The organism is Yaniella soli, assembly GCF_054782375.1.
On sequence record NZ_BAAGSP010000025.1, the window covers coordinates 1 to 25,532 of the forward strand.

Annotated in this window: 28 protein-coding genes and 1 riboswitch; of the genes, 12 read left to right on the forward strand and 16 right to left on the reverse strand. The window is 56.4% G+C overall.

Annotated elements, in window-relative coordinates:
• Positions 1-104 precede the first annotated feature (104 nt).
• Entirely contained in the window at positions 105-506 is a 402-nt protein-coding gene (locus ACYVJT_RS11960; RefSeq protein WP_343959406.1) for a hypothetical protein, read from the forward strand.
• 96 nt (positions 507-602) lie between these two features.
• A complete protein-coding gene (locus tag ACYVJT_RS11965) occupies positions 603-1,199 on the forward strand; it encodes a hypothetical protein (protein WP_343959404.1) in 597 nt (198 codons plus the stop codon).
• 4 nt (positions 1,200-1,203) lie between these two features.
• On the opposite strand, the gene ACYVJT_RS11970 is transcribed toward ACYVJT_RS11965, so the two are convergent.
• The 4 genes from ACYVJT_RS11970 to ACYVJT_RS11985 form a co-directional block, all read right to left on the reverse strand.
• A complete protein-coding gene (locus ACYVJT_RS11970) occupies positions 1,204-1,446 on the reverse strand; it encodes a hypothetical protein (protein WP_343959402.1) in 243 nt (80 codons plus the stop codon).
• Positions 1,418-1,639 (reverse strand): hypothetical protein, encoded by a 222-nt coding sequence (locus ACYVJT_RS11975; protein ID WP_499418436.1) that lies wholly within the window; start codon positions 1,637-1,639, stop codon positions 1,418-1,420. The genes ACYVJT_RS11970 and ACYVJT_RS11975 overlap by 29 nt, the downstream gene beginning before the upstream one ends.
• 40 nt (positions 1,640-1,679) lie before the next feature.
• Positions 1,680-2,150 carry a hypothetical protein gene (locus ACYVJT_RS11980; protein WP_343959398.1) on the reverse strand — a complete coding sequence of 157 codons (471 nt, stop codon included), beginning with the start codon at positions 2,148-2,150 and terminating at the stop codon, positions 1,680-1,682.
• A gap of 135 nt (positions 2,151-2,285) precedes the next feature.
• The gene (locus ACYVJT_RS11985) at positions 2,286-4,925 is read right to left on the reverse strand and encodes a zinc ribbon domain-containing protein (protein WP_343959396.1); all 2,640 of its coding nucleotides are present in this window, start codon (positions 4,923-4,925) and stop codon (positions 2,286-2,288) included.
• Positions 4,926-5,070: 145 nt separating this feature from the next.
• On the opposite strand from ACYVJT_RS11985, the gene ACYVJT_RS11990 reads away from it, so the two are divergent.
• From ACYVJT_RS11990 to ACYVJT_RS12015, 6 genes are all read left to right on the forward strand, one after another.
• Complete coding sequence (locus tag ACYVJT_RS11990; RefSeq protein WP_343959394.1) at positions 5,071-5,853, forward strand: NAD-dependent epimerase/dehydratase family protein; 783 nt, start codon at positions 5,071-5,073, stop codon at positions 5,851-5,853.
• 34 nt (positions 5,854-5,887) lie between these two features.
• Positions 5,888-6,145 (forward strand): helix-turn-helix domain-containing protein, encoded by a 258-nt coding sequence (locus tag ACYVJT_RS11995; protein WP_499418437.1) that lies wholly within the window; start codon positions 5,888-5,890, stop codon positions 6,143-6,145.
• Between the two features lie 180 nt (positions 6,146-6,325).
• Positions 6,326-6,436: riboswitch (TPP riboswitch) on the forward strand.
• 36 nt (positions 6,437-6,472) lie between these two features.
• On the forward strand, positions 6,473-7,117 hold the full coding sequence (locus ACYVJT_RS12000; protein WP_343959392.1) for a YkoF family thiamine/hydroxymethylpyrimidine-binding protein: 645 nt from the start codon (positions 6,473-6,475) through the stop codon (positions 7,115-7,117).
• Entirely contained in the window at positions 7,114-7,734 is a 621-nt protein-coding gene (locus ACYVJT_RS12005) for an ECF transporter S component (RefSeq protein WP_343959390.1), read from the forward strand. The genes ACYVJT_RS12000 and ACYVJT_RS12005 overlap by 4 nt, the downstream gene beginning before the upstream one ends.
• Complete coding sequence (locus tag ACYVJT_RS12010; RefSeq protein ID WP_343959386.1) at positions 7,731-9,146, forward strand: ABC transporter ATP-binding protein; 1,416 nt, start codon at positions 7,731-7,733, stop codon at positions 9,144-9,146. The genes ACYVJT_RS12005 and ACYVJT_RS12010 overlap by 4 nt, the downstream gene beginning before the upstream one ends.
• Complete coding sequence (locus ACYVJT_RS12015) at positions 9,143-9,883, forward strand: energy-coupling factor transporter transmembrane component T family protein (RefSeq protein WP_343959384.1); 741 nt, start codon at positions 9,143-9,145, stop codon at positions 9,881-9,883. The genes ACYVJT_RS12010 and ACYVJT_RS12015 overlap by 4 nt, the downstream gene beginning before the upstream one ends.
• Positions 9,884-9,996: 113 nt before the next feature.
• On the opposite strand, the gene ACYVJT_RS12020 is transcribed toward ACYVJT_RS12015, so the two are convergent.
• The 4 genes from ACYVJT_RS12020 to ACYVJT_RS12035 all read right to left on the reverse strand — a co-directional run bounded on the left by ACYVJT_RS12020 (position 9,997) and on the right by ACYVJT_RS12035 (position 14,549).
• Positions 9,997-11,751: a DUF2326 domain-containing protein gene (locus tag ACYVJT_RS12020; protein ID WP_343959382.1), complete on the reverse strand. Its 1,755-nt coding sequence runs from the start codon at positions 11,749-11,751 to the stop codon at positions 9,997-9,999.
• A 1-nt stretch (position 11,752) separates the two neighbouring features.
• Entirely contained in the window at positions 11,753-11,977 is a 225-nt protein-coding gene (locus ACYVJT_RS12025) for an ABC-three component system middle component 6 (RefSeq protein WP_425579898.1), read from the reverse strand.
• A complete protein-coding gene (locus ACYVJT_RS12030) occupies positions 11,974-12,753 on the reverse strand; it encodes a hypothetical protein (protein WP_343959380.1) in 780 nt (259 codons plus the stop codon). Before ACYVJT_RS12030 ends, ACYVJT_RS12025 begins: the two co-directional genes overlap by 4 nt.
• Positions 12,754-12,959: 206 nt before the next feature.
• Positions 12,960-14,549, reverse strand: a complete 1,590-nt coding sequence (locus ACYVJT_RS12035; RefSeq protein ID WP_343959377.1) for an NAD-dependent epimerase/dehydratase family protein — start codon at positions 14,547-14,549, stop codon at positions 12,960-12,962.
• Positions 14,550-14,922: 373 nt separating this feature from the next.
• Between ACYVJT_RS12035 and ACYVJT_RS12040 the strand changes: the two genes are divergently transcribed.
• Positions 14,923-15,564, forward strand: a complete 642-nt coding sequence (locus ACYVJT_RS12040; RefSeq protein ID WP_343959374.1) for a phosphatase PAP2 family protein — start codon at positions 14,923-14,925, stop codon at positions 15,562-15,564.
• Here the strand turns inward: ACYVJT_RS12040 and ACYVJT_RS12045 are convergent.
• Both ACYVJT_RS12045 and ACYVJT_RS12050 read right to left on the reverse strand, forming a co-directional pair.
• Positions 15,561-16,400: an oxidoreductase gene (locus tag ACYVJT_RS12045; RefSeq protein WP_343959372.1), complete on the reverse strand. Its 840-nt coding sequence runs from the start codon at positions 16,398-16,400 to the stop codon at positions 15,561-15,563. The two genes, ACYVJT_RS12040 and ACYVJT_RS12045, sit on opposite strands and share 4 nt — an antisense overlap.
• Before the next feature lie 14 nt (positions 16,401-16,414).
• A complete protein-coding gene (locus ACYVJT_RS12050) occupies positions 16,415-17,671 on the reverse strand; it encodes an alpha-hydroxy acid oxidase (protein WP_343959370.1) in 1,257 nt (418 codons plus the stop codon).
• 155 nt (positions 17,672-17,826) lie between these two features.
• On the opposite strand from ACYVJT_RS12050, the gene ACYVJT_RS12055 reads away from it, so the two are divergent.
• Positions 17,827-18,771, forward strand: a complete 945-nt coding sequence (locus tag ACYVJT_RS12055; protein WP_343959368.1) for an aldo/keto reductase — start codon at positions 17,827-17,829, stop codon at positions 18,769-18,771.
• A 67-nt stretch (positions 18,772-18,838) separates the two neighbouring features.
• Here ACYVJT_RS12055 and ACYVJT_RS12060 read toward each other — a convergent pair whose 3' ends face one another.
• The 6 genes from ACYVJT_RS12060 to ACYVJT_RS12085 all read right to left on the reverse strand — a co-directional run bounded on the left by ACYVJT_RS12060 (position 18,839) and on the right by ACYVJT_RS12085 (position 23,265).
• Positions 18,839-19,135 carry a hypothetical protein gene (locus ACYVJT_RS12060; RefSeq protein ID WP_343959366.1) on the reverse strand — a complete coding sequence of 99 codons (297 nt, stop codon included), beginning with the start codon at positions 19,133-19,135 and terminating at the stop codon, positions 18,839-18,841.
• Positions 19,136-19,276: 141 nt separating this feature from the next.
• Complete coding sequence (locus tag ACYVJT_RS12065) at positions 19,277-20,008, reverse strand: RES family NAD+ phosphorylase (RefSeq protein ID WP_343959364.1); 732 nt, start codon at positions 20,006-20,008, stop codon at positions 19,277-19,279.
• Positions 20,005-20,619, reverse strand: coding sequence for a hypothetical protein (locus tag ACYVJT_RS12070; protein WP_343959362.1), 615 nt, complete (start codon positions 20,617-20,619; stop codon positions 20,005-20,007). Before ACYVJT_RS12070 ends, ACYVJT_RS12065 begins: the two co-directional genes overlap by 4 nt.
• 95 nt (positions 20,620-20,714) lie before the next feature.
• The gene (locus tag ACYVJT_RS12075) at positions 20,715-20,909 is read right to left on the reverse strand and encodes a hypothetical protein (protein WP_343959360.1); all 195 of its coding nucleotides are present in this window, start codon (positions 20,907-20,909) and stop codon (positions 20,715-20,717) included.
• Between the two features lie 79 nt (positions 20,910-20,988).
• Positions 20,989-22,209, reverse strand: coding sequence for a hypothetical protein (locus ACYVJT_RS12080; RefSeq protein ID WP_343959358.1), 1,221 nt, complete (start codon positions 22,207-22,209; stop codon positions 20,989-20,991).
• 36 nt (positions 22,210-22,245) lie between these two features.
• Complete coding sequence (locus ACYVJT_RS12085; RefSeq protein WP_343959356.1) at positions 22,246-23,265, reverse strand: LCP family protein; 1,020 nt, start codon at positions 23,263-23,265, stop codon at positions 22,246-22,248.
• Between the two features lie 218 nt (positions 23,266-23,483).
• On the opposite strand from ACYVJT_RS12085, the gene ACYVJT_RS12090 reads away from it, so the two are divergent.
• On the forward strand, positions 23,484-24,932 hold the full coding sequence (locus ACYVJT_RS12090; protein ID WP_343959354.1) for a tyrosine-protein kinase domain-containing protein: 1,449 nt from the start codon (positions 23,484-23,486) through the stop codon (positions 24,930-24,932).
• Between the two features lie 27 nt (positions 24,933-24,959).
• On the forward strand, positions 24,960-25,520 hold the full coding sequence (locus ACYVJT_RS12095; RefSeq protein WP_343959352.1) for an arsenate reductase/protein-tyrosine-phosphatase family protein: 561 nt from the start codon (positions 24,960-24,962) through the stop codon (positions 25,518-25,520).
• Positions 25,521-25,532: the final 12 nt, after the last annotated feature.

The window sequence follows — 25,532 nt, forward strand, 5'->3', positions numbered from 1 at the left end:
TCGCTACCAATATTTTCGGAAGACCCCGACACCTTCCACCACCTTCACCCCCGGCGTGTCTTAAACCCTCACCCCACCCTTAAACCGGAAGAGCCCGTAATGTTATGGCGCTTAGCGCCTCATTATCACTCGTAGCACTGACTGGTTGTAGCGGTCTGATGGGCGGCGAAAACGTTGAAAGTGCTCCGGCACTATCCGAGATCGATGACCTCATGTGGGAATCGATGGAGGAAGCTGGAAATGTCACTATCACCGCCGACATGAGCGTCCTCCCCGAAGACGAACCACAGCTCGCTCAAATATTCGAACTGATGGGCGGCGGCGACCTGTCCGAGACTCGCATCTACGGTGCGCTCGATGCAAGTGCATCTGCCATGAGTCTGAGTGATGACGATCTGTACCGCAGCTTCGGCGACAACGATGAAAACAGTACCTATATGTCCGCCGACGCGCTCTTCAACATGGTTGAAGATCAAAGTCTGGGGCTCAGTGCTGAAGAGCAATAAGCCATCGACGATATCAAAGGCGAATTCGATGACTCATGGCTTGACTACACCAGTCAAATCCAGTCCGGCAACGGCACCAGAGTATTCAATGTTGGAGTGCTCTTTGATGAGCTTCGCGATAGCTGGGCCAACGGTGACGACGCGGAAGGCACTCCGGTAGACCGCGAGCAATTTGCCGATGAGGGGACTCACGAGGTGCGTGATGAAGCTGATGTATGGGTCTATGCCGGTCAGGAGGAAGGCGAGGAACTCGTCTTAGAGGCAAATCACGAGTCGCCGAGGTTCGCAGCTGTCACTGCAAAAGATGCATCGATGGAATTCACGAATTGGGGTGAGACTGAACTTCCAGAACAACCAGATGAATCGCAGCTTGTCACCGAACAAGATCTCCAACAGCAGATGAGCGGGTCTACCGGTAGTGGTGCTATCTCGGGTGATAGTGGATCCAGCGATTTCGACACGGAGCCAACTACACCTGAGTCGACCCCCGACTCAGCCCCGACTTCCGGCCCAAATTCCAGCTCGAATTTCGAGTCGGAGGGGTCGTACTACGGTTCAGCTATCGTCCACATTCCTAACGTGGGTACGTTCAGTTGCGAAGGTCCGCTCCCAGGTGACCCAGACTTCAGCGGTGCGAAGGGGAATTACACCGATGCAGACATCCAACAAATTCAGGATGCCTGCAACAGCTAACTGCTCAGTCGTCGTCAGCGCTTTGTTCATAGCTGTTGAACATCTTGCGGCGCTCGTGCCAACGCCTGCTGTAGGTCGCCTCGCGGATATCTTCATCGGAGTCAAAGTTCGCGCCGAGTGCTCCGGCGAGTGTCCCGAGGCAGGCCGCCAGCCAGGACAGGCGCAGATAGTGCCACAGCGCGGCGGATTGCTCGAGCTGAGATGACAGGTATCCGGCATCAATGATCACCCCGGCCAGCGCAAACAAGCCAACCAGTCAACAACCCGATGACCAGGGCCCCGATCAGCACCAGGCGCACCGGGTGGAGCTCATTGGCTAAGCTCCAAATGCTGTTGTAGAAGATACCGAAGGCCCCGGTCGCCGCGCCGGCGGTTAGAAAGCCCGACATCGCCCGTGGCAGTCGCACCGAGCGGTTGCCACGAACCATCCCGCCAAGCATCCTCAGTAGATTGAACGGACATCGTAGCGCGAGCACTGGTTCATCGGCGGACACGCGGGTGACCATATTTTTTGCGCTTGATATCCCTGCCAACGGCTGCGGTATCAATGCCGTCGGTAATACCCGATAGCGTCGATAACAAAGTCACGACCAATTCGAGGACCTGGGCACGCAACCGGATGGCACCAAGCGCAGGCAGCACGATGAGCGCACCGCGCGACTGGGCCACGGTGCGACACAATACCGGTTGCCCGTCACGAATAATCGGCAGATCGGTCAGATAGAACACGTAGTCCCATGCATACTCATCCAGAATTGTCGGCGCGTGGTCCGCGAGATTAATCATCCCCTCGGAGTCCAAGGGCAGTTGCTCGCCGATGGTCTCGACCCGCCACTGTTCATCGGTTTGGTGGGAGGGCCGACCCGCCAGGTGTTCGGCAACGTGGCGCGCGATGTCCTCGGCAAGGCCTGGATCGACCATGAGCCCCACGGTTTTTGCGGAAGCGTTCATAGAACCGCACGCTTTCCATCTGCGTGGGCCTGCAGATCAGGCAAGCACGTCGACTTCATGAGGGTTGCTGCGGCATTCTGCACCCTGCTCATCCCGTGGTAGATGCTGGTGGCGCCCCTCTGCCGTCTCGTAGTGCTAGTCCCGGGAGTCCTGGCTGAGCCAGGAGGTGTTGTACTCATCCAGGGCCGAGAAGTCGATATTGATCTCATCGCCATCCAAGGTCACGGGGAACTCCATGGGATCTAACCAGCTGTCGCCAAATGGAGAATAGGTGCGGTCGCGCTCCATCCAATCTTGATCTTCATCGTCGCGCACCTGGTAGGTGGCGTTGATTCTGCCCTCGACAACGCGGGCGGTCACCGGACCGGAATACTCGGTGATCTCCGTGTCAGATGCGTAGGGATCCGATTCGGAGGGCACGAGCTCAATTTCAGGAGCGGTGTCCCACGTGCGCTCGAGATCGGTCATAGCGTTCCAGCCGGTATCTTCCCAGCTGGCCGCCTCACAATCGTCAACCCGGATGCTGCCATCAGCCAGACACGACTCGAGCCGTTGCTCTACCTGTGCGACCGTGTCCTGTTCAAATTCCTCGGTATAGCGCTGGCTGAATTCGATCGGCGTGGAGGAAATTTCACCCGGAGTCACGGTCAACACCAGATCATCACCGCTGGAGAGGTATTTGCTCCCTTCCGGGGCGGTAAACGTGTAGGTGCCAGGCAGCAGGACCTGACCGGTTTCTTCAGCGAGACGTTGCACCGACTCTGGGCTGTCGTCGAGCGCATACGAGTCAGCCGAGGAATCCTCAAGTTCCTGGCCGGTCGGTTCAATATCGATTTCTGTGTCATTGACGGTGAGGTTCGACGGCCCCGACATGTACACGGCACGCCCGGCGAGATCGCCGGAGTCCATCGCCCAGTCACGAAAGACGCCCGCCTGGGTGCCCGATACACTCAGACCAAATTCGATTGGATACGCCTTACCATCTTGGTACACGGTGGCTTGAACGGTGGCGCTGGTGCCATCGCGCGTCACATCTCCGAGCTCAAAACGATCGGGACGGTTTTCGGCGGCCTGGTAGACATCATCGGTGGACAGGACACGTTGTTGGTCGGTGACGTTGGGCCCCATCTCCTCTAGAGCGTCTTCTGCACGACCATCCACCACGGCTTCGAGGTAGGACTCAGCGGTGTGCTGCGGTCCGAAAACGGTTCTGGCCAGCACCGAGTGGGCAATCCAGGCGATAGCGGCCAGTACGAGTACACCCAATCCCGTCCACAGGAGGATTTTGGTGGTGCGTGACATGGGTTCACGAGGCTGACGGGGCTCGGATGCGGCCTGCTGCCAGACACCCTCGGGTGCGGCACTGGATGCCGGAGCGGCACCGGGAGGTGGCGGCACGCTATGCATCGGGGTGGTCTGGTCGACCGGTTCGAACTGTTCGGTGTGGTCCGTTGATGAAGGGTATGGCTGCTGATACGTTGGGGCGGCTGCGGCGGCCGACGGGGTCACGCCCCACGAAAGTGTTCGGGAGAGTCCCGCTGGGAAGCGCCGTGCGAGTTGCGGCATCACAAAGACCGCTAACAGCTGCACGACGGCACCGATGATTGCCCAGATGAGGAAGCCCCAGGACGCACTGCTGAAGGTGATCTGGAAGCCTTCCCCTTCAGCAAACATCGAAAAGTAGATGCCGTTGCCAAAGGTCAGCAGCATCCCGGCTAGCAGGTATGTGACGGGCAGTGTAACCCAAGCCCAGGTGGTATGCGCCTGAAAGTTGGTGCGGACATTCCAACGGAATGCACTGATCCCGAGTGCGAACACCATGATCACGAGCCCGGGGATCCATATTCCGGGGTGTGCATCAAAGATGTGAAATGTCTCTGCTTCGCCCACCCCGGCTATGCCTGCGGATCCGGAACCGATCATCGGGATGAAGTGCAGCGCTGAAAACAAGAAGAAGCCAAGGCTTGGCAGAATGCCCAAGACCATCACAAGGCCCTCGTTCGTACCCTGCGTTGCACCGTAGATGATGCCGAGGACGATACCAACGATGCTCAGAGCAATGACGTGTTCGAATACCTGAGCGATGCTGGTCATGGCGCGCTGCAAGATGGTGCCCCGCTGTGGGAGGAACAACAAGTATGTGATGAACCCTACGAGTAGCGCGGCGACGATGAAACCGGGAAACGATGCCGCATGTGCCCACGCGGAGACCCCGAACATGGCCGTTGCCTCGTCGAACCGCAAGCGGATCGCGGCCGCCAGAACAGTCACGACGGTAGCGAAGGCGACGCCTGCTAGAGCGGCTAGTAACAACCGGGTGCCGATGTGTCGTGCGCGCAGGTTGCCGCCGAGGTAGCGTTGGGTGGTAACAACCGCGGCAATGCCGCCGGCTGGCACGAACCACGGGACAAAGAACAGTGACCCACCGGCGCCATGCATGCCGAGTTCAGCGAAGTCGACACCGAGCGATAACGGTGAAAGGAAGCCCATGGCCAACAGCTGGAAGGTCATCACAATCCAGGTGGGGCCACCACCGAGTACCGCATCAAGCTCTGCTGGGAAACCGTTGCCGACGGCCGCGCCGACCCCGGCCGTGAACAGCCCCGCGATGACGCCTGCCATGATCAACGCACCGCCGAAGAACACCGCAACAATCAGGAAGGTCCGCGCCCAGGCATTTGGCGGGATCTCTTTGAGGAAAGAGGCCACTGCAGGTGGTGGCGAGTCAGGCCCGGGGGCTGGTGGTTGCTGGGGTGGTGGAGGTACCTGTGACAAAATGAATTTCCTCGTCAAAAGCGCTGAGTGTGAGAAGAGTGCTGCGAATATCTCTACCGCTTCTGTGGTTTGAAGTCCACTTATTACTCTCCGATGAGCAGAGCGAAGTGTTGCATCTCGGCCCGTTGAGCGATTGGATCGGATCATGGACCTTCCACTTGAAGCATCACCATCCGAACCCCAGTGGAGTCCTCGACCACCGGGGAACCGCATTCTGATCACCGGCGCAGCGGGGACCGTGGCCAGTCTCGTCACGCAGCAGCTCGCTGAGTCATACCAACTCGTGGGTATTGATAAGGGACCGATTGCGGATCGAGCGTTCCACGAGACCTATCAGTCCGACCTGGACGATACAGAGCTCGTCGGTCGACTGGTCGAAGAGGCAGACTTCGTGCTGCACCTTGCCACGGGTGCTCCCGACGGCAAACACGGCCTCTACGCAATAGAGATCGATGCGACCAACCGTATTCTGGCCTCGGCACGAGCGCACGGGACTCGACGAGTCATCCTGGCATCCAGTAATCATGCGGCCGGATGGCCAGAGCGAGAGCTGATCGCGGGCACAGGCGACGTGCACGTGAAACCTTCAGATCCACCCCGCCCCGACGGACTGTACGGTGCGACGAAAGCGTATATGGAAGCAATCGGTCGCTTTGCCAGTGATGCATCTGGGTTGCCGGTCAGTGTGCTGCGTATCGGCACCATGCGGACCAGCATGACGCTCCAAGAACTCATTGATTCTGATGAACTGCCGCAGCTGGGGTTCGGAGCATTCCGGGCACAGCGCCTCAAACGAACGTGGCTCACCGGAGACGATCTGGTAGACATCATCTTTGAAGAGTTCGCAGCTGAGGAGCCGTACCGACTCCGCTATGCCACCTCGTCGCCCGATCAAGACGAGTGGGACCACACTGTTTATACGGGATGAAGAACTTTCGTAAGAATGAACGGAGATGATTCACATGCCTGATATAGAAAAAGAACTGACGCTCAGTCAAGTTGCGTCGAGACTCAACATGAGTCGCGCGCATTTGTACAGACTCCTTGACCGTGGTGAAATATCGTCTCACCAAGTAGGGCGTGAGCTCCGCATTGGATTGGTCGATCTAGTCCGATTTCAAAAAAGACGTGACCGGGATTGTGAAGAGCTTGCCCAGCGATTCTCCCGGCAAGCATCTACTCGTGCCGAAGCTACCGGCGAGATAGCTGCGCTTCTTTAAACACTGACGTTGAGCGGAAATTAAAGTCCCTGTCATCGGCTGTCCCAGATCAAGAGGGGAGTCAACGGCAGGGACTGATACTCACAATCTATTGTGCAATACGAGACGCGTCAATCATGGTCCGGTCCAATTCCGCAACGTTGACGCGGGCTGCACCAAACAGACTAGTGTGGTGACCACACAAAGACCCCGGGGTGCACTGAAACTGGTGCTGAGAGTGCGGAGATGCCGCAGACCCGATTCAACCTGATCCAGATCATACTGGCGTAGGGAGAGGTCCGAAGCTTTCAATATATTGAGAGCCCGGTGGTCGGAAGGGAGACCACCGTGAGTGGTCAAACATTATCACCAGCACAAATCGGGATCGGGATGCGCATTAGCGTCCACCCGCACAGTGATGACTTCGCAAACATCATCCTCAACGCGCTGGAAGAAACCAACAACCAGCTCAACCTGGATGGCCTCGAGATTGCCACCGGTGAAGTCTCCACCTATGTCGGTGTGCAATCCGGTGACGCCGCACAACAGCTCGCGCAATACGCCACCACGCTCATTGCCGCAGCATCCCGAGCCTCAGAGCGGAAACATCTCACCAGCCATCTGCTGTTTTCTCGTGGCTGCCCCGGTGAAGCCTCCTGTGAACTCATCCCCGGCGAGATTTCAGCAGAGCAGCCCGTCGAACTCGACAAAACGGGTATTGAAGCAGTAGCGGCATGGTCGCTGTACCCGCTGGCCGACGACGGCAGCCCACACATGGGCCCAATCTATGCAGCCATCGATGAAGCCAAAGCCTCAGGCATCACCGTCACCAGCGAACACTATGCCACCATCCTGCGCGGAGATCTGGCCGATGTGCTGAGGGTGATCGTGAATGCCTGGGCAAAAGTCGGCGAAGAAGTCCCGCACGTCGTCTCTCACGTATCGGTCTCACTGGACTCACCCACATCACAGAACGCCGGTGGTGCAGCGTGACCGGCACAGCACAACCATTCCAAACGAAATATCGCAACCCCTATGACAGCCCCTGGCGCTGGCAACTCAAAGATCTCGTCCTGGTGGTCGTGCTCGGTGTGGTCTTCGGGTTCGTCTACTGGGCGCTGGTCCAAGCATGGAACGGGCTGGCGATTGTCATGGGCCCGGCCGGCGATATTGCCCAACACTTCCTGCAGGGCGGCTGGTTACTGGTCGCCCCACTGGCTGTGGCCATCACACGCAAGGCAGGCTCGGGCATTCTTGCGGAGATACTGGCTGCGACCATCGAGTTCGTCTTCCTCGGCTCCCCCGTTGGTCCGACACTGCTACTCTCCGGGCTACTACAGGGACTCGGTTCAGAACTGCCCTTTGCCATCGGCAGGTATAAACGCTTCGGCATCAGCCGTTACGCGATCAGTGGCTTCCTGGGGGCATTCTTTATCTTCTGGTTCTCGGCCATTCGCTTTGGCTGGTTTGGTCAAGACATCCTGCTGCTGCGCCTGGTCATCCACTGCGGTTCGGGCATCATCCTGGGCGGAATCCTCGCCTACTTCCTCGTACGAGCCATCAAAACCACCGGTGTGGTCGACAACTATGCCATCGGAAGACAACGATGACGATGACTACTCCGCTGGTCGAGCTGCGCGGGTTCACAGCCGTGGACCCGCGCACCGACCGGGTGCTCCTCGACGACATCAACCTCACGGTCATGCCGGGCGAACAAATCCTGCTGCTCGGTGCATCTGGCGCGGGGAAATCCACCCTGCTCGATGCCATCCGCGGGGTCGTACCCCACTCGGTGCCGTTAGAAACCGCCGGTGCATGCTTGGTCGCAGGGGAACCGGTCCTCGCCAACACGGTCGCCGGGCTGAGTCGAAGAGTCGGCAACGTGCCCCAAGATCCACATGCCAGCATCACCCTGCCACTGGTCGAAGACGAAATCGCCCTGACACTTGAAAACCATGGGGTCGACCCCGATGAGATCGGCCAACGCGTCACCGACCTGCTGGCCTCGGTCGATGCAGACCACCTCCTGCGGCAGCGCACCGACACACTTTCGGGCGGATGGGTGCAACGAATCGCCACGGTTGCCGCGCTCGCAGCAAGGCCACGGATCGTGCTCGCCGATGAGCCAACCTCCATGCTGGATGGGGCAGGCGTTGCCTCGGTGATGCAAGTCCTCACCGAGCTCACCGGTACCGAGGGTGCACTGATCCTGGTGGAACACCGCCTCGACGAGCTCGCCGACGGACCCGGTCTTCCCGCACGGGCCGTGGTCATCAATGAAGGTCACATCCAAGCAGATGGCCCAACACATCAGGTGCTGGCCGAACATGCCGACCAACTCGAAGCCAATGGTGTGTGGACACCAGGCGTGCAGTTGCCACAGTTCGTACCGGCCGAAGAACCAGAGACAGAGGCATTGCTGAGTGCTCGCGGACTCACGGTGCGGCCCGCTCCGGGTACCGATCCAGTCGTCAACCACGTCGACCTCGACATCTATCCAGGTGAGCGCATCGCCGTGATGGGTGCCAACGGGACAGGGAAAACCACACTGCTTATGGCACTGGCCGGTCTCCTTGAGTCCGAGGGCACGATCGAGGGCTGTCGACCGGTCATGGTGTTTCAGAACCCCGAGCATCAGTTCCTTACCCACTCGGTCGACGACGAACTACGCTTCGGGCTCGAACCCAACGCCAACACCGAAGCATCGATCACACAGCTCAGCCAAGCGTTCGGGCTCGACCACCTTGCAGCACTGAATCCGTTTCGACTCTCCGGTGGAGAAAAGCGCCGGTTATCCGTTGCAGCCGGACTACTTGCTGCCAGACACGGCAGCGACGCCACCGTGCTGCTGGCCGATGAACCAACCTTCGGTCTGGATCGGGCTGCGACCACAACCATGCTCAAACAATTGGCCGACTATGCCGACGCCGGGGGAGCGGTCGCCATCATTACCCACGACCAACGCATTGCCGACGCCTGGGCCACGCGGATTGTCACCGTGTCACAAGGAGCACTGGCATGAGCACCGTGACCATTGAGCATCCATCAACCCTGGTCGAACCCGGCGTGCTCACCCGATGGAACCCCTCGGTGAAACTCATCAGTCTGTTCGTGCTGTCGGTCTCGCTACTGTTCGTATGGGATCCTGTGCGCCCGGCACTGCTGTGGGTTGCACTCGTGGGCGTGGCGCTGACGATCGGCAACGTCCCACCCAAATGGTTGGCAATGGCGCATATACCATTCATCGGCTTTGGGCTCGGGCTGTTTCTGGTCAACGTGCTGGCCCGTGCCGACGACGGAGTACTGATCGGTGCCGCGCTCGCGGGCAGAACACTGGTCATTGGGGTGGCCTCGATACTGTTTCTCACCTCGACCGCACCCGTTGAGCTGATGCGCTCGCTGAATCAGAACCTGAAACTACCAGCGTCGATTACCTTCGCCATCTTGGCCGGGTACCAACTGCTGCTGAGTCTGCCACGGGAATGGCACACCATCCGTGCGGCACAGCTCATGCGGACCGGTGGTGCCACACTGAACCGGCATGGGAAACCGAAGCTCAAGGTCAAAGAGGCCGGGCGGCTGGTCTTCACACTGTTGATCGGGGCACTTCGACGGTCGGAGCGGATCGCCACCTCACTGGAATCCAGAGGGTTCGGACTCAAACCGCGCAGTACCTACCGGCCGATCCGCGTGCACGCTTCCGACGTTGTGCTCGGGATGATCGCGTGCGCGTTCTCAATCGCGTACTGCTGGTTATAGGTCTAAGCAATCGGTCCGTTCCCAGCCCGCTACTAAACACTGCGAAATTGCGGAGTCTCAGGCCATTTGATGAACTTCGAAGAGAGACCTAGCTCACGAAATGGAACAGACTGTTACCCTTCCTCTGACTCGATTGAGAACTGAAGCCTTTGACCAAGCACACTCCCTGATGGGTCTCCATCATGCAGAGTCAGCACAATCGCATCGTCAAAAACTGATCGTTCGTGGAATTCGTCCCAAGGAACTTGGTCACTGTTGGCAGTCAAAAGATGCTGATACCCATACGTCTCGGCCGAAGCAGCCGCGATTTCAATTGCTCTGGCCGTCTGACGCTCGTCTACGTCTGCAAAAATCGAACTATCATGGATAACAAAACCCGGGCCTCTTCCGTCGCTTGCGAGGTTCTCACTCAGAGCAATATCGTAGGCAAAGATTGCCATCAAATGCACCCCACCAGACCCCGTTTTGGGTAATACCACCTTAAATCGCACACCTGTTCTGCCGGTTGAGACACGCAGATCGGCAGGCTCGCCGTAAAGGGCCTCCATGATCTCACCAAAGCGCGCAACTATCCCTGCTCTGTGGGTGAACCGTTCCTTCAAATCGAGCTGAGTTCGAGTTGTCAGATCAAGTTCGTCAGATTTGAGTTGAGATTTTCGATCGCTCAAATCACGAAGTGTTTGAATTTGCTCTTCAACTCGAGCTACTTCGACTTGAACTTCAGCGAGGCTATTCTGGAGTGCAGCAAGGTCATCTAGAGCCCCTCCAGAGCGGAGTAATCGTAAATCTTGCTCCTGCTGCTCTGCTAGTTGTGCCTGTTCAGTCTCGCGCTGCATGATACGTTCACGAATACGACGGGTTTCATCGGCGAGGTATGTGGCTCGATTTTGAGTTACTTGCTCTTGAAATTCAGCAGCTTCAGCAAGGCTACGAGTGACCGCCTCTCCAAGAACTATTCCGGCTTCGGCGAAAAGTCTTTCTACATCTACGTTGCTTGAAGCGAATTCATCTGCAACCTGAGATTCGTATAGTGCGAGCTGTTGTCGATCTGTGAAATTCTCGTTGCCGAGGGTCTTGATTTGAGAAGTCGATTGCTGCACTCGCGTCTCAATTTCTCGATACTCCGGTAACACTGAAAACGTACTGATGTCTTGATTCAGGCGATTTGCCCGGCGTTGACTTCGTACAAGCTGTGGTTCTAGCGCTGCGATGCGACTCTCAAGTGAAGTGTCGGGGTCATCGACGAGTGCAACACGGGCTTTTCGTTCTTTGAGGTCTGTCCATTCTTTTGCAAAGCGCCAATCTAAGTTCAGGAGGTAAGCGTTCTCGGCTTGAACTCCCTCCGCTGCTTGATTAGCAACTGTTCTAAATGGATCAATCAAGGAATCTGTACGATAACGCGCAAGGTGTCGTATAAGACTACGGAAAGTTGGTGGCTCGGCAGGCATCCCTGCTCGATAAAAACTTTCTTTGCCGAGCCAGTCGGTCCATTTTCGAACGCCAACTTCAATTGACCCGGCCTCGGATTGTTCTCCAGGTTCGATAACTCCAGCCGATACCGCGTTGCCTTCTATTCGGATCCGACTGGACTCATCGGGCCCTCGAGACGCCCTAAGGGTGATGCCCGATTTTGTAGTGAGTGATAGGACGAAGTACCAGTTGTTGCCCTTCATCTGGGCTAAGCGATCATTCATATTAGAGCCGAGACAGAAATCAATCAACGCGATTACGGTCGTTTTGCCGAGACCATTGCGTGAATCAGTTTTTGTCGAGTCTTGTGCCCGGTCTGCAACTACGATATTAAGTCCGTCACGAAACGTGATCGACCTGAATTCAGGGAAACTAGCCGTTAGTGAGTTCAGCCTCATCTCACACCTGCCATTTAAGTATGCCTGAGTCCAATGTGACTGTACCAATAAGGAACAAGAGAGTAAGGGACTCCGTAAACGAATCGAATGTTGCCTCGGGACGTGTTTCACGAAAGGAATGCCACAATTCGCTCACCGTAGGGTTGTTGTGACGGAGAGGTAACAATGCCCCAGCTATGCCCAGGGTGCTGTCGGCTGCTGGTACGTATTTTGTTGGGAGGATCATGCTGGTGCCTTGAAGATATCGCAAACTTCGAAGAGGTGGCAAAGTACAGCTGCAGCGGCAGCCTGGATAACGAAGTATCGAGCCCCATCCATCTGTGGAGATGAACTGCTGTTTGTGCCAAATTCAACCAAGGAAAGAAACAAATCGTCACCTATTACACCTTTTGCCAGGAGACGCTCATATTCCTCGACAAACCCCGCTCGGAGGCGTTCCGGAAATCCCTTCGAAATCTTGGCCTGTTGCCGGATGTATTCCTGAACCTGCGGAGCTTGTGCCAGTCCGATATTCATGGTGGGACGAATCGCGTTCGAAAGGGAGTTTGCGTTCATTTTGGCTTGCGGTGTGACTGCGATCATAGGGGTGGAAGGCAAATCAACGTCGCCGTCAGCGAGGGCGTTGCAAACGATCTCTAACTCAGCGAATGAAACCTGAGTGGCTCCGACCGACAACCTATCGGCAGTCGCCTTCTCAGCAGCGCGTTTCCAAGCCTTAAGCTTTTCGACAGGGTACGCGGAGTCTATTTTATCGACCAAGGTGTGATGGTGCGCGCAGAGGACCAGTAGGTTAGAATATGCGTCCCGCGCCGATTCAGAAAGCGATGGATTCGGACGTGGGCCTGTGTCGGACGAACCCTCTATGTGCGCTATTTGGCCAAGGATAACTGGACCAGTGTCGGTAAATTCGACTATCCCCAAAGTGCAGTCAGGATAAGCGCAATACTGACCCGACGTGACAAATAGTTGCTTCAAGGTCAGATCGGAATAGTTTCTTGCCACCGAGCTTCCTTTTGTTGGTCGGCACTTCTGTCTCGCACAGATACTACACGCCTCGTCACAACTGTAGTGTCTACGATCGTATCCCATGGCTCCGATGACCGGCAGGGGTCGGGCCCCTCATCTCGATGTGACCTTAGGATATTTGTTCAGTACGTCTATTGCAGTTCATTGAACGCATGGCTTGTGTAACTGTAATCGGCACGTTGTTAGGTCTCGCGCGGTTCGAAAGGATTCTCGCCCTTCGCAAACGCGCGGGCCCGAGCATACTCGTGCACATGCTCCAAGGTGTTCAGTTGATCATATGCCGTATCGATGAGATCCTCGAAGACCTGCTCGGAGACACCGAGTTCGTGTGCATGGTCGCGCATCATCTTCCAACCGTGCAGTTTGGCAATGACGGCCGAAAGCATCAGTTCGGTCTCGAGCACCATTGCAGATGGGGAGCGCTCACCCGGTGGTCGGCTATACGGTTTCAGCCGTGACGCTTTTTCGGTGGCCCAAGCTAAGGGTGCGGCGATGGTCGGGCGAGAGAAGCCCTGACGTTTGATCAGTTCCTCGAGATAAGCATGTTCGGCTCGGATACCGGTAGCTACCTGCGACAGTTCGGGATAGACAGGAGTCTCGACGAATGCTTCAGCCATAGCCTCGATGCGCTTCAGGCCCGCGGTCGCCCCGGTGAGATGATCAGCCATGTACTGGCGCAGCAGATCGGTGTCGATCTCATCGCTTGGCCGGTGACCCTCAGCGGGCAGCTCAGCCTGGTCTGAGGCTGTGGCCTTGCGAGGGCGCATGGGAGGTGAGCCTTCGCCGACGCCTGTACTCATACCCTCGATCAGTTCTTTCAACGCCTGAAAGCCACTGATCGTAGGTTCCCAGTCGAGTTCACGTTTCGCTTTGCTGTTGTCCATCAGCGGCACACCCACGCCCATGTCGAACCAACCCTCATCCGTTGGTACAACACCAATGCGATGAGCAGCTTTGAGCAGTGGCCGTAGGGGAGCCGACGGCAAAGGCAGGTTCCGGCGCCGACCAACCGCGCGACTGATCGCAGCAGCATCTAAAATATCATCGGCGCAGATGTTGAATGGGCCCTGCGCGCCACGCAGAACCGCTTCGGTGTAAGCACGAGCCAAGTCCTTGGCATGAACTGCCTGGGCTCGTACGTTATTGGGCAGTGGCACAAACGGAGGCCGAACGTGCTGCAGCAGCTGGACAGGGGCGAATTTACCGGCGAAGTAGCGTTGAATCTCTGAACCAGCATCACTTTGGAACACCAACCCCGGGCGTAAGCGTGCCAGAGCAATCTCGGGGTGCTCGGCTTCAAAGTCATCCATAACGCGCTCTTGGGCAGCTTTGTCCACGCTGTAGTGGGAGCCCTCGATACCGCCGGTGGGCCAGGACTCGTCGCGCAGCTCGTTATCAGACACCGGCGAATAGGCTCCGACGGAGGAGGCGACGGCAATGCGCTCCACGCCGGCCTCAGAGGCAGCTTCAAGCACATAACGGGTGCCGTCAACATTGACCCGCCGCAACAGTTCGCGCTTGGTATTCGGCTGGATCAGCCAGGCCAAGTGGATGACGGCGTCAGCACCTTCGAAGGTTTCGGCCAGGGTTGAGCGGGACTCCTCGAACTGGATATCGACGGTAGTCCACTCGGCATGCCGATACGGTTCAGCCTCCTGATCTGGGAGACGCCGGGACACCCCGAGGATTGAATCCACTTCGGGCCGGTCGATGAGTTCTTTGAGTACTGCTGTTCCAGTGTTTCCGGTAGCGCCTACCACGACAATACGCATAGGGCACCCTCCTGACCAATGATGGTGGCAGTTGTCCTTCGTTCAAGTACAACACAGCAGAATTTGGCCTACAAGAGTGGGTGCCCATCATCAGGCGGTCAGATGCCCCAACGAAATCACGGACATGCCATCCTTGCGGGTGTAACCAGCACGAGATGACGCCAAATGTTCGGTTTGCATGAAATAAAATCGACTGATTGCACGAATAGTATCGGGTGCACAGGTTGTATCGACGGCGAAAGGTGCTTCCACTCACAGATTGCGCCCACAGCTAGCACAAAGTCTCGCATTCCCAACTCGCACCAGTAGAGTAAACAGGATAACGTCGGGCCACTTGGCCGACTATGCACCGTGTGAAAAATGTGAGGACATCTTGGGCAAGACACGACAGATCGTTGGACCGGTATTGATCTGGCTGCTGGTTGCAGCAGTGATCGGTGCACTCACAGATGTTCCACCGTGGAGCGCTGACCTGTTTGAGACCATGGCCGTTGAGCCATGGGTAGGTATCGGGCAGTTCTTGTCATCGGTCGTGATGATCGCCCTGATCTTGGTGTACCTGGGCATGCTGCTGAAAACCTGGATCGCCAAGGACCACAAACCATTCATCCGACTCATATTCGGTGCAGTAGCCACGACGGTGGCCTACGGCGTGAACCTGTTGCTGAAGAGTGATTTTGGCATGATCCGCCCGTGCCATGATTTTGCTACCGGTGGCGCCTGTCCGGCCATTGATAACTTCTCGTATCCTTCAAACCACACGGTCATCGCCTTCGGTCTGGCCATGGGATTAGCGTTTGCTATCCCATGGCTGACCTACTTGGCGTTCCCGCTGGCCATCCTGGCGGGTGTCTCTCGCGTGATGGCCGGGCACCACTACCCACACGACATTGTGGTCGGAGCCGTGCTCGGCACGCTCGGGGTCCTGGGTGCGCTGTTGATGTTCGTGAAAGTCCAGGACAGTCTGGCTGAAAAACTCACGGAGTCCCGGCAGAAAACCCCGGAAAAAGCTTAGGCTTCCTCGGCTGGGAAATCGGTGTTCAGACCAACGGATTCCCAATCCATGAGATCGTCGAGCTGCTGGTTCAAGTCCACTTCGGCAACCTTGACCGCTTCCTTGCCCAAGATCAGACGCATTGGGGGGTTCTCTGCTTCGGCCAGCGTCAGAATGGCCTGTGCTGCACGAACCGGATCGCCTGGCTGGTTACCATCCATCGTGTCGGTTTCCTTGCGACGACGACCAGCAGTATCAGCGTATGCCGCAATGGGCTCCGCCGACTGGTGCAGCGACCGGCCAGCAAAGTCGGTGCGGAACGGTCCCGGCTGCACAATCGCCACGCGAATGCCGTGAGGCTCAACTTCCTGGCGCAGCGATTCCGAGGTCGATTCCAGGGCCGCTTTGGTCGCGGTGTAGAAGCCAGAACCCGCTGAAGAACGCTGGGCACCAATCGATGAAATATTGATGATCATGCCGCTGCCACGCTGACGCATAGATGGCAGCACAGCGTTGATCATAGCCACCGCACCGTAGTAGTTGGTCTCAAACATTTGTTTGATCTCGTCCATCTCGCCTTCTTCAACGGCGGCACGGTACCCGTAACCTGCGTTGTTGACGAGCACGTCGATACCACCGAAGCGTTCTTGGGCTGCATCGACTGCAGAAGCGATCTGGTCGCCGTACTGTACATCTAGTGGCAACGAGAGTGCGGTGTCTGGGTAGGCATCGGCAAGCTCGGTCAGGGTGTCTGAATTCCGTGCGGTAATGACTGCGTTGTGGCCAGCCTCCAGCACACGCTGTGCGAGTGCACGTCCAAGTCCGGTTGAGCATCCGGTAATGAGCCAAGTTGCCATGGTAGAACCTTCCATCAGGCGTTCGTTCGAGTGTTGTCTGTGCGTGGCACAAGTCGGGTCAGCTGGGTGACGTGGCTTGGATTCAGCTCGTCGATACTGCTGGTCCCGAGGAGTCCCATAGTGCGCAGTATTTCAGACTCCATGATCTCAATCATCTTGTCCACCCCGGCACGCCCGCCAGCCATCAAACCGTATAACCAGGCACGGCCAACCAGCACGAAATCAGCGCCCAACGCGTGTGCTGCAACAACATCTGCGCCGTTCATCACACCGGTGTCGACCATGATCGTGGTCTGGTCACCCAGTTCGCGTGCGACCTCGGGCAGCAGGTGGAAGGGGACTGGTGCCCGGTCGAGCTGTCGCCCGCCGTGGTTTGATAACACGATGCCATCGGCACCAGCGTCGACCATGCGTTGCGCATCGGCCAGAGTCTGGACACCTTTGACGACGATATTGCCGGGCCACATATCGCGAATGATCTGCAGATCTTCTGGGGAAATCGTGGGGTCGAAGGTTTGGCCAATCAAATCGGCGACGGTGCCACTAGTATTGGATAGTGACGCGAATTCCAGCTGGGGTGTGGTCAAGAAATTGAACCACCAGGCGGGCCGTGGAATAGCATCGAGAATCGTCTTCGCGGTCAACTGCGGTGGGATAGAAAATCCATTGCGGGTATCGCGCATCCGGTTGCCAGCAATCGGCGTATCCACTGTGAAATACAAGGTATCGAAACCTGCTGCAGCTGCTCGTTCGACCAGGCTGTAGGATTTCTCACGATCTGCCATCACGTAGAGCTGGAACCAGTTCCGTCCGGTCGGGTTGACGGATTTCACTTCTTCAATGGATACCGTGCCCAGCGTGGAGAGACTAAACGGAATACCAGCAGCTGCTGCGGCTCCAGCACCACCAATCTCACCTTCGGTCTGCATCATCCGGGCGAAACCGGTGGGAGCGAAACCAAATGGTAGCGCGCTGGGGCCACCCAGGATCTCCACCGAGGTATCGATCTCGGCGGCGGGCCGCAGGGTCTCGGGGTGGAATTCAATGTCTTCAAATGCTTGGCGAGCCCGCGCCAGGGAGATCTCAAATTCTGCGGCACCGTCGGTGTAGTCAAACGGTCCCTTGGGTGTGCGACGTTTCGCGATCTTACGCAGGTCGTAGACAGTCAGAGCCTTGTCCAGCCGTCGCTTTGTTGGATCGAGTTCGGGCTTCTTGAACTGCAACAGCTCGCGAAGTTCACTCGGTTTCGGTAATTGCCGATTGATAGACATGCTAATTGACCCCTTTGCTCTTGTACGTATAGTTCAGCTTATGTTCGCTCCGCCAGATTTGAAAATCGGTGAGCTCCGTCACCCAAGAGCGTCCGGGTTCCAGTTAGCCTGGGGACAACTGGTACTTGCCAGATATTTCGACGAAAGGATTCCCTATGGCTGATAGACAACTCATGAATCCCGAACTGCCACTAGTCCTCGGCGGCAACACCTTTGGATGGACCTCCAATGAAGAAGAGTCTTTTGCCGTACTCGACGCATTCCTTGAGGCCGGCGGCTCACACGTAGACACCGCCGACCAGTATTCGTTCTGGGCGCCTGGCAACAACGGTGGAGAGTCTGAAACTGTGCTTGGCAACTATCTCGCCGCACGCCGAAACCGAGATGACATGTTCTTGGCTACCAAAGTCGGTGGTTGGGATGGACGTCCGGGACTGTCCGCAGAAAACGTCAAAGCAGCCGTCGACGACTCCCTAACCCGGCTGCAAACGGATTATATTGATCTCTACTACGCGCACTACGATGACGAATCACAGTCCGCCCAACAGCTGGCTCAGACATTCCACGATCTGGTTGAAGACCGCAAAATCCGCCATATCGCGATGTCGAACTTCACCCCGCAGCGTCAGGCCGCCTGGATTGCTGCAGCCAAAGAAGCAGGTCTGACTGTTCCGAGTGCCATCCAACCCAACTACTCGCTGGCTCACCGTAGCGATTACGAAGGCCCACAAGGTTTTGGTGCATTAGCAGAGCAGCATCAGCTCGCAGTCTTCCCGTATGCTTCACTCGCATCAGGGCTGCTGACGGGCAAGTACCGCAAACTTGCAGACTTTGAAGGCGTGGCCCGTGAAGGCATGCTCGAGAAGTTTGCTGACCAGACTGGCCTGGCTCTCGTGGACAGCCTCGTTCAAGTGGCTGACGAAGTAGGGGCCGAGCCGGCAGGTGTGGCCCTGAAATGGTTGCTAGTCAAAGGGGTGACTGCGCCGATCGCCTCAGCACGGACACCAGAACAGCTCAAACCGCTCATTGCAGCTCCGAACGTCGAATTGTCTGGGGACCACATCGCCCACCTCGATAAGGCTTCAGAAGCTTACCTCTAACAAAGACAGCAATAAGTATGGGCCTGGATCATTCTCCAGGCCCATACTTATTGGTATCTACGCAGCGTTATTCGTCATCTTGCTCGTCGAGTATTTCATCCAGCTCGGTCTCGTCGAGTACACGCTGTTCTTCCAGCGCCCAGTCATCCTCTTGGAGCGGTTCGGTCTCTTGACCGGTCAGAGTACTTGGACTGGTGGATTCGCTCAGGACGGCTTCTGCATTGCGTAGCGGATCGTCTTCGTCGAGCATCTCTGGTTCATCGGAGGAGCCTTCTGGAGGGGGCTGGCTATCGCGGCCGTCTTCTGGAAGTTCGAGATCGGGTTCATCAATGTCGCCGAAGAATTCTGGATCGTTCTCAGTCATGTTCCTATTCCTTTCGGGCGTTGCGAACTAAAGGCTAGGACTCGCCACTGTACGCCTTACCAAACACGGATGGAACAGCTCTGTCTCGGGACAGTCAACAAGACCGGTTCAGTCGAGATGCTGCTCAAAGAGTTCGTGGCTTCAGAGCGAATCGTCTGGAACGATGGTGATGCCTAGATAATTTGCTAACTTCTCTAAGGTAAAACGTCCGGTCCCTTCCAATAAAGAACCGGATGAGCTGCGGAGCTCAGCAAGAGACCAGGAGCCGCGAGTGTGGTCCATTCGGTCGCAGAACACGACAGCCGCTTCTGAGGGGCCAAGATTTGTCAGCTCCGCCTGACGAGAATGCCAGATGATACCATCACATCCCAGTGAATGAAGTGAGCGGGCAACCTTGCGGGTACACGGATAATGCTCCGGGGGACTGCTGGAGACATTCGATCGGCGTAGGTTGAGAGTGGCGAGCTGTGGATCTCGAAGGTCAACCAGCTCGAGGTCTCGGGGTGGCTTAACCCGAGCGTGCAGCTTTCCAAACAAATCTCGCTCACGAACTATGCGAGGTGTTTTGGCGTGGACGTCGTGCAAACTGGTCTCAAGCAGCGCGCCGATCATAGACTCGGCTAAGTACATAGTGGGAACGCGGTGACCGCTTGTCTCGGCGTCGAATGGGGCGAACCGTGTATCACCGAAGCCGGGATTAGGTTGGCTGTGCCCATCCTGGGCGTCGTAGACGCGAAACCACATCCGGGTCGAGTCAACGGTGACACGCGGGATGGAGCCGTTCTGGACCTTGCGAGCAACGGTGCGAGTAGCTACGGGACAATTCTCTGGGTCGAGACATTCCAGATCCTGCGGCGGCAATGCTACAGTCACGAGGCCTCGGCATCTGGACGCCAATTTGAGGCTGCCGACCGTTCGGCTGCGCGCAGTGCACGTTTGGGGTTGGTTGCGGCAACCTCAGCAGGCACATCACCGCTGAGCAGCCCCGTCGGATTACACAGCCAGGCCCACAGTGCCCAACCGTCTATGCCGGAGGCGCGGAGGGGACGGATTAGTTCCGCCACGGCTGTATTGAGTTGTCCGCTATCAAGCAGCTGTACTGAGGGAATCAACGTCGTGCCTCTATGCTTGACCGTAAATAGGCTACCCTTCTCGCGTAGCCGCGACACCCACGTACGGACTGAGCTTTCTAAAGTGTCCCGTCGGTCCGCTAGAGACTCATAGGTCTGAAAACCTTGAGTGGTTAAAAGTTCTTCCCGAAGAGCGAGGTTGCGTTGAGCTTGACGTTGCGTTGCGTCGGAAACAAGGGGAAGATCTGCTTCAAGCATGAGTGCGTGAAGAGAATCTCGCGCGGTGAGCCTTTTCTCTTGAGCCGTTCGGTAGAGCTTCAGTGCCTCTTGCATCTCGTCATGGCTTAGGCCGACCACCTCAAGATGATCAGCCTTTTCGTGAATTTCATATCGTTCTGGTACGTCTGCAGTCATGATGCACCTCCAGTTCAATTGTAGCGTTGAAGCAACTTTAAGCGAAGGATGCGTGTGCTACATTCTTTGGGGCGACGACACGGCGCTTGATCAGTTCATGAAAGACACGGATTACGCACTGCTGTGATCCGTTCTTTTACAGAGTAATTTCCATGCGCGATTCGGTTGAATAGTGCTTCTGCGGTTGAGTGCCCAACTTTTTTGAGAAGTTCGGATCGTTCGGTCAGCAAGGTTTCTTTATCCACTACTTCGACATCAATTTTACGGTGGGGATGTGCTAATGCAGCCACGCTTTCACCTCAATCCAAATAAAATAGGAAGCCTGCTTTGGCTGACTGCGCTACCCTTCTAGATATCGTTCTGCCACGCTCAGGCGAGACGCAGTTTCTCTGTTACAAACGAGTGCTCTTCTCCAGCTTCGTCTCTCCAATACACCAGCGTCGGAGCAGAACCGGTAGGGGCTGCACTGCTTTCCAAAGCTTCCAGTGTTGTTTGGGATGCATCAATGAGCGAATGAAAATCCTTCATAATGTCCCGCTCGCTTTCCATGGTCGAAGCGTAGGCATCTTTGAGCTGCTGGAGCTCTTTCTCTTTGGACGCGCCCTTGCCACCAATAAGCGTTGGGAAATTTCGCTCGGCCCAGTTCATATCCTGCAGTTTTGTCTCCAGGCCGGAGATCTCTCCCTTAAGGATTTTGGAGCGATGAAAGAGTCGCTCCCAAAATTCGGAGCTGTGTTCGATCTTGGATTTGAGCTGTTCGAGGCTGAGCTCGACTGACCTCGGGTTCTCTTGGATATCGACGCATAGGCGAAGGTAAGCGATGCGCAGGTCGGTAAACGACGCAAGCATGGCACTATGAGCGTCGTAGTTGGCTTGCTGGACTTCTTGGGGTTCGCCAAGAGTTGTGATGTCTTGGGCATCCACGAGATGACGGAATCTGATCGTAAGCGCACTCACGTCACGTTCGGCCAGCGCGAGCCGTGTCATCATGTCCGTTGAGAAGGAACCCTCTAACTCATACTGTCGATAGAGCTGGTCGATAATAGTGGATGCGGCGAGGAGTTCACCTACATGCGTTGCTTCGATTCGTGCGAGTACTTTGTCTAACGTGCTCTTGATCGAATCAAGCTTCTGGTCCACTTGTTTGAACTGTTGCATCATGACAGCGGAATTTAAAGCCTGCATCGCCAGTACCGGTGCCACAATTGGCAACGAGCTGGCGATAGGAATGAATGGTGCCTGGGCAGATATGCCGTTGACTCCCATAACCGCGCTGCCCACACCGCCGCCCATTTGCATAAGGGTAGTTGGATCGGCGGTTGCCATATATAGCGAAGAAGAAAACGCCGCTGAAAGGGCTGTCGCGCCGCCAGCGGTTCCAGCGAGAGCTAATGATTGAGCACCCTGAGGAGATACCGCTTTTGCATCCGCTACGTAACTACCGTTCGTGAGGTAACCCTTTTTGAAATCAGAGACTATGGTGTCGCGGAGCCCGCCCTGAAATTCGAACACTGCGAGTTCTGAGCCGTCGGTGCCAAGGCGATGGACTTCGACTTCTTCTGGCTCGCGTCGGTTAGGCGTACGCATCATTTTGGTCCCTTCGGGAGCTAGGTGCTGGGTAAGGCGTTAGCGAGGATCTGGCTGATAATCAGCGAGTTCGTCGTGCTTGAAGCGTTCCTGGACTTCTTCTAGCTCGTCCCAGTCGACGTAGACGACCGACTGTCCACCGCCTTCGGTGCCAATGCCTGCGGTCGGCAAAGTGAAGCTGGTGATGTCACTGGCACGGACCGATGACATTGAAGTGCCCATACCGACCATCGTGCCAACACCAAAGTCGCCATCCAACGCCACATAGGGAGTCGTTGCCTCAACCAGGTCGTTGAGCTTGCCCGGGCTGGTGAGCGTATCGCGCGAGAGCACTTCACTTGCCACAGACTTCATGAACAGCTGCTGATTCTCTACACGGGTGTAGTCGCCATCTTGGAAATCGCGACTGCGCACAAAGGTTAAAGCCTCATCGCCGTTGAGCGTGATTGGGCCCGCCTGGAATTGGTGATCACCATAGGAGAATGCCCGAGGGTTGTTGACCTCGACCCCGCCGAGCGCATCGGTAATGTTCTGGAAACCGTTGAAGTCCACGACCGCAACGTGGTCAATGCGCTGGTCAATGAGATTCTCGACGGTCTCAACCGTGAGCGGGACACCGCCGTGTGCCATGGCGGCATTGACCTTCGATTGGCCGTAACCAGGGATCTCTACCCACGAGTCGCGCATGATCGACATGATCTGGACACCACTGCGATCCGAGGGAATATGAGCGACCATGATGGTATCGGCTCGGTTGCCGAGGTCATCGAGCACGGGAGTGGACGTGTCGGCCCTGGAATCCGACCCAAGCAGTAGAATATTCATCGCCGGGTCGTCTTGTCCCTCTGCAGGGACGTTCGCCTCAGGTCGGCTCGACTCGGCAGGGAACGCGTTATCGATCGTTTCGAAATCGCCGAGCTTGGAGAGTGCTGCCCACACGATGCCAGCGGCGATGAGCACAAAAACCAAAAAGATGCCGAGGGTCCAAAAAAGGGCCTTCTTTTTGCGGGAGGGTGCTCGTTCGTCTAGGTCGTGAGCTTCCAAGGTGTTTTCCGTCATGCCGATGATTATATACGGGCGCAGAGCGCCAAGTTTGCCGAAAGTTCTTATTTGATGTTCGGTTGGTAGCGGACTCAATCGAAATAAGGAATACTCGCCAGTCGTTGATGGTGTAAATTACAAGTTTAAACTTATGGGATCTGAACTGTGGTGTTTTGCCACATGAGGGATCATTATAAGTACCAGCTCTGAACACAGGTTTCAAAGGGGACAAGTACGTGGAATTACGCGACTACCTGCGCATCTTTTACGCAAATTGGGTGCTCATCGTAGTAACGACACTCGTCGGCGTGGCCGCTGCGGCAGGGTTTACCTTCCTGGCGACTCCGCAGTACGAGGCGCAATCCAAGCTGTATATTTCCGTGCAGACTGATTCTCAAGCCTCTGGCGATCTTTTGCAGGGTTCAAACTTCGCACAGCAGAATATGGCGACGTTCGCGGAACTCGCAACGACTGAGAGTGTACTGGAGCCCGTGGCAGAAGAACTGAGCCTCGATCTGTCCAGGAATCAACTCACCGAACTGGTAAATGTCGCGGCTCCTGCAGACTCAACGTTGCTGAATGTCACTGTGAGTAATGAGGATCCTGAACTGGCCGCGCAAATTTCCAACGAAATTGGTGTTCAGCTCAAGACACTCGTAGAAGAGGAGCTTGAGCCACCACAAGGCGACGACGAAACCAGCCCCGTACAGGTGAACATGGTGCAGTCTGCTCAGGTGCCCACTTCACCGGTGAGCCCACGTTTGCCACTCAACCTTGCGCTTGGGTTCTTGCTTGGTCTCGCAGTTGGTGTCGGTATCGCAGTGCTGCGTGCTGTGCTGGATACGCGTATTCGTTCCGTGCATGACATTGAACAGATCACGGAAGCACCGGTGTTGGGGCGTATTGCGGACGATCCAGACGCAAGTAAGAAGCCACTCATCGTGCACCTCGAGTCCAAAAGCCCCCGAGCAGAAGCTTTCCGCGCGCTCAGAACTAATTTGCAATTCCTCACTACCGGTGAAGGTTCCAAAACATTCGTCATTTCAAGCGCTGGTCCCGGTGAGGGTAAATCAACAACAGCGACGAACCTCGCGTTGGCTCTTGCTGAAACAGGAATGAAGGTCGCACTCGTAGACTGCGACCTGCGGTGGCCGCGTGTTGCGCAATATATGGACATCGAAGGAGCGGTCGGTCTCACGGATGTCCTCATTGGACGGGCCGACATATCGGATGTCCTGCAACGCTGGGGACGGTCGCAGCTCTATATATTGCCAGCCGGCAAGGTCCCTCCGAATCCATCAGAACTGCTTGGTTCAGATTTGATGGAGCACACTCTGGATGTGCTCTCGAACCATGTAGACATTATCCTCCTAGACTCGCCTCCACTACTTGCGGTGACTGATGCTGCTGTGATCGGCTCTATGACTCAAGGTGTCGTGCTCGTCACCGCCGCAGATTCAACGAGGAAGCAAGAGCTTGAAAGCGCTGTTTCTACCCTCGACACGGCAGGTGTCGCCCTCCGCGGTATTGTCGCAACCATGCTTCCCACGAAAGGCCCGGGACGATATGGGTATGGGCAATACATGTATGGCTATGGGGAAGACGACGTGCTCCCCGATGATCAGCAGCGAAGAGCGCCCAAGAAATCTAGCGGTCGTCGAGCAAGCAATTTGAATAGGGGGTAGGGCTTGGCACAGTTTACGGTTCTCACTGTGTGTACGGGAAACGTTTGCCGTTCCCCACTCGCAGAGATGCTGTTACGCCATGCGTTTGCCGAGTTGCCGATCACAGTCCACAGCGCAGGCACGCACGCACTTGTGGGGCGCCAGATGCCGGATCCACAACTCGAGATAGCCAAAGAGCTCGGTATAGAGAATGCTGACTCGCATCGAGGCAAGCAAATTACGCTCGAACACGTAGACTCGGCTGATTTGATTCTTGCGATGGGACGCGAGCATCGCAGTGCAGCCGTTGAACTCACTCCGAAAGCATTGCGGAAAACTTTTACGCTTCGCGAACTGGCACGAATCGCTGAAGTGGTGCCAGACGAGGATCTCTTAGTCGAAGACTCCCGTGGACCGACGAATAGATTGCGAGCCGCAGTTGAAGCCGCGGCTTTGAATCGCGGTGTCGCCTTGCCGCCAGAAAACCCCGACGACAACGATGTTCTCGACCCGTTCAGACGAAGCCAGGAGACCTATTTGGCATCGCGGGATCAATTAGTGCCCGCGGTAGATGATGTAACGAAGTATTTGAAGAGAGCTATACCTTGAAGCACACACTCA

Coding starts and splice junctions, on each gene's coding strand:
- ACYVJT_RS12020 (WP_343959382.1), bottom strand. CDS start 11,751: ATGAGGCTGAACTCACTAACGGCTAGTTTCCCTGAATTCAGGTCGATC.
- ACYVJT_RS12085 (WP_343959356.1), bottom strand. CDS start 23,265: ATGACGGAAAACACCTTGGAAGCTCACGACCTAGACGAACGAGCACCC.
- ACYVJT_RS12015 (WP_343959384.1), top strand. CDS start 9,143: ATGAGCACCGTGACCATTGAGCATCCATCAACCCTGGTCGAACCCGGC.
- ACYVJT_RS12070 (WP_343959362.1), bottom strand. CDS start 20,619: ATGACTGCAGACGTACCAGAACGATATGAAATTCACGAAAAGGCTGAT.
- ACYVJT_RS12055 (WP_343959368.1), top strand. CDS start 17,827: ATGGCTGATAGACAACTCATGAATCCCGAACTGCCACTAGTCCTCGGC.
- ACYVJT_RS12045 (WP_343959372.1), bottom strand. CDS start 16,400: ATGGCAACTTGGCTCATTACCGGATGCTCAACCGGACTTGGACGTGCA.
- ACYVJT_RS12010 (WP_343959386.1), top strand. CDS start 7,731: ATGACGATGACTACTCCGCTGGTCGAGCTGCGCGGGTTCACAGCCGTG.
- ACYVJT_RS12050 (WP_343959370.1), bottom strand. CDS start 17,671: ATGTCTATCAATCGGCAATTACCGAAACCGAGTGAACTTCGCGAGCTG.
- ACYVJT_RS12060 (WP_343959366.1), bottom strand. CDS start 19,135: ATGACTGAGAACGATCCAGAATTCTTCGGCGACATTGATGAACCCGAT.
- ACYVJT_RS12035 (WP_343959377.1), bottom strand. CDS start 14,549: ATGCGTATTGTCGTGGTAGGCGCTACCGGAAACACTGGAACAGCAGTA.
- ACYVJT_RS11980 (WP_343959398.1), bottom strand. CDS start 2,150: ATGAACGCTTCCGCAAAAACCGTGGGGCTCATGGTCGATCCAGGCCTT.
- ACYVJT_RS11975 (WP_499418436.1), bottom strand. CDS start 1,639: ATGCTTGGCGGGATGGTTCGTGGCAACCGCTCGGTGCGACTGCCACGG.
- ACYVJT_RS12080 (WP_343959358.1), bottom strand. CDS start 22,209: ATGATGCGTACGCCTAACCGACGCGAGCCAGAAGAAGTCGAAGTCCAT.
- ACYVJT_RS11960 (WP_343959406.1), top strand. CDS start 105: ATGGCGCTTAGCGCCTCATTATCACTCGTAGCACTGACTGGTTGTAGC.
- ACYVJT_RS11995 (WP_499418437.1), top strand. CDS start 5,888: ATGCCTGATATAGAAAAAGAACTGACGCTCAGTCAAGTTGCGTCGAGA.
- ACYVJT_RS11990 (WP_343959394.1), top strand. CDS start 5,071: ATGGACCTTCCACTTGAAGCATCACCATCCGAACCCCAGTGGAGTCCT.
- ACYVJT_RS12025 (WP_425579898.1), bottom strand. CDS start 11,977: ATGATCCTCCCAACAAAATACGTACCAGCAGCCGACAGCACCCTGGGC.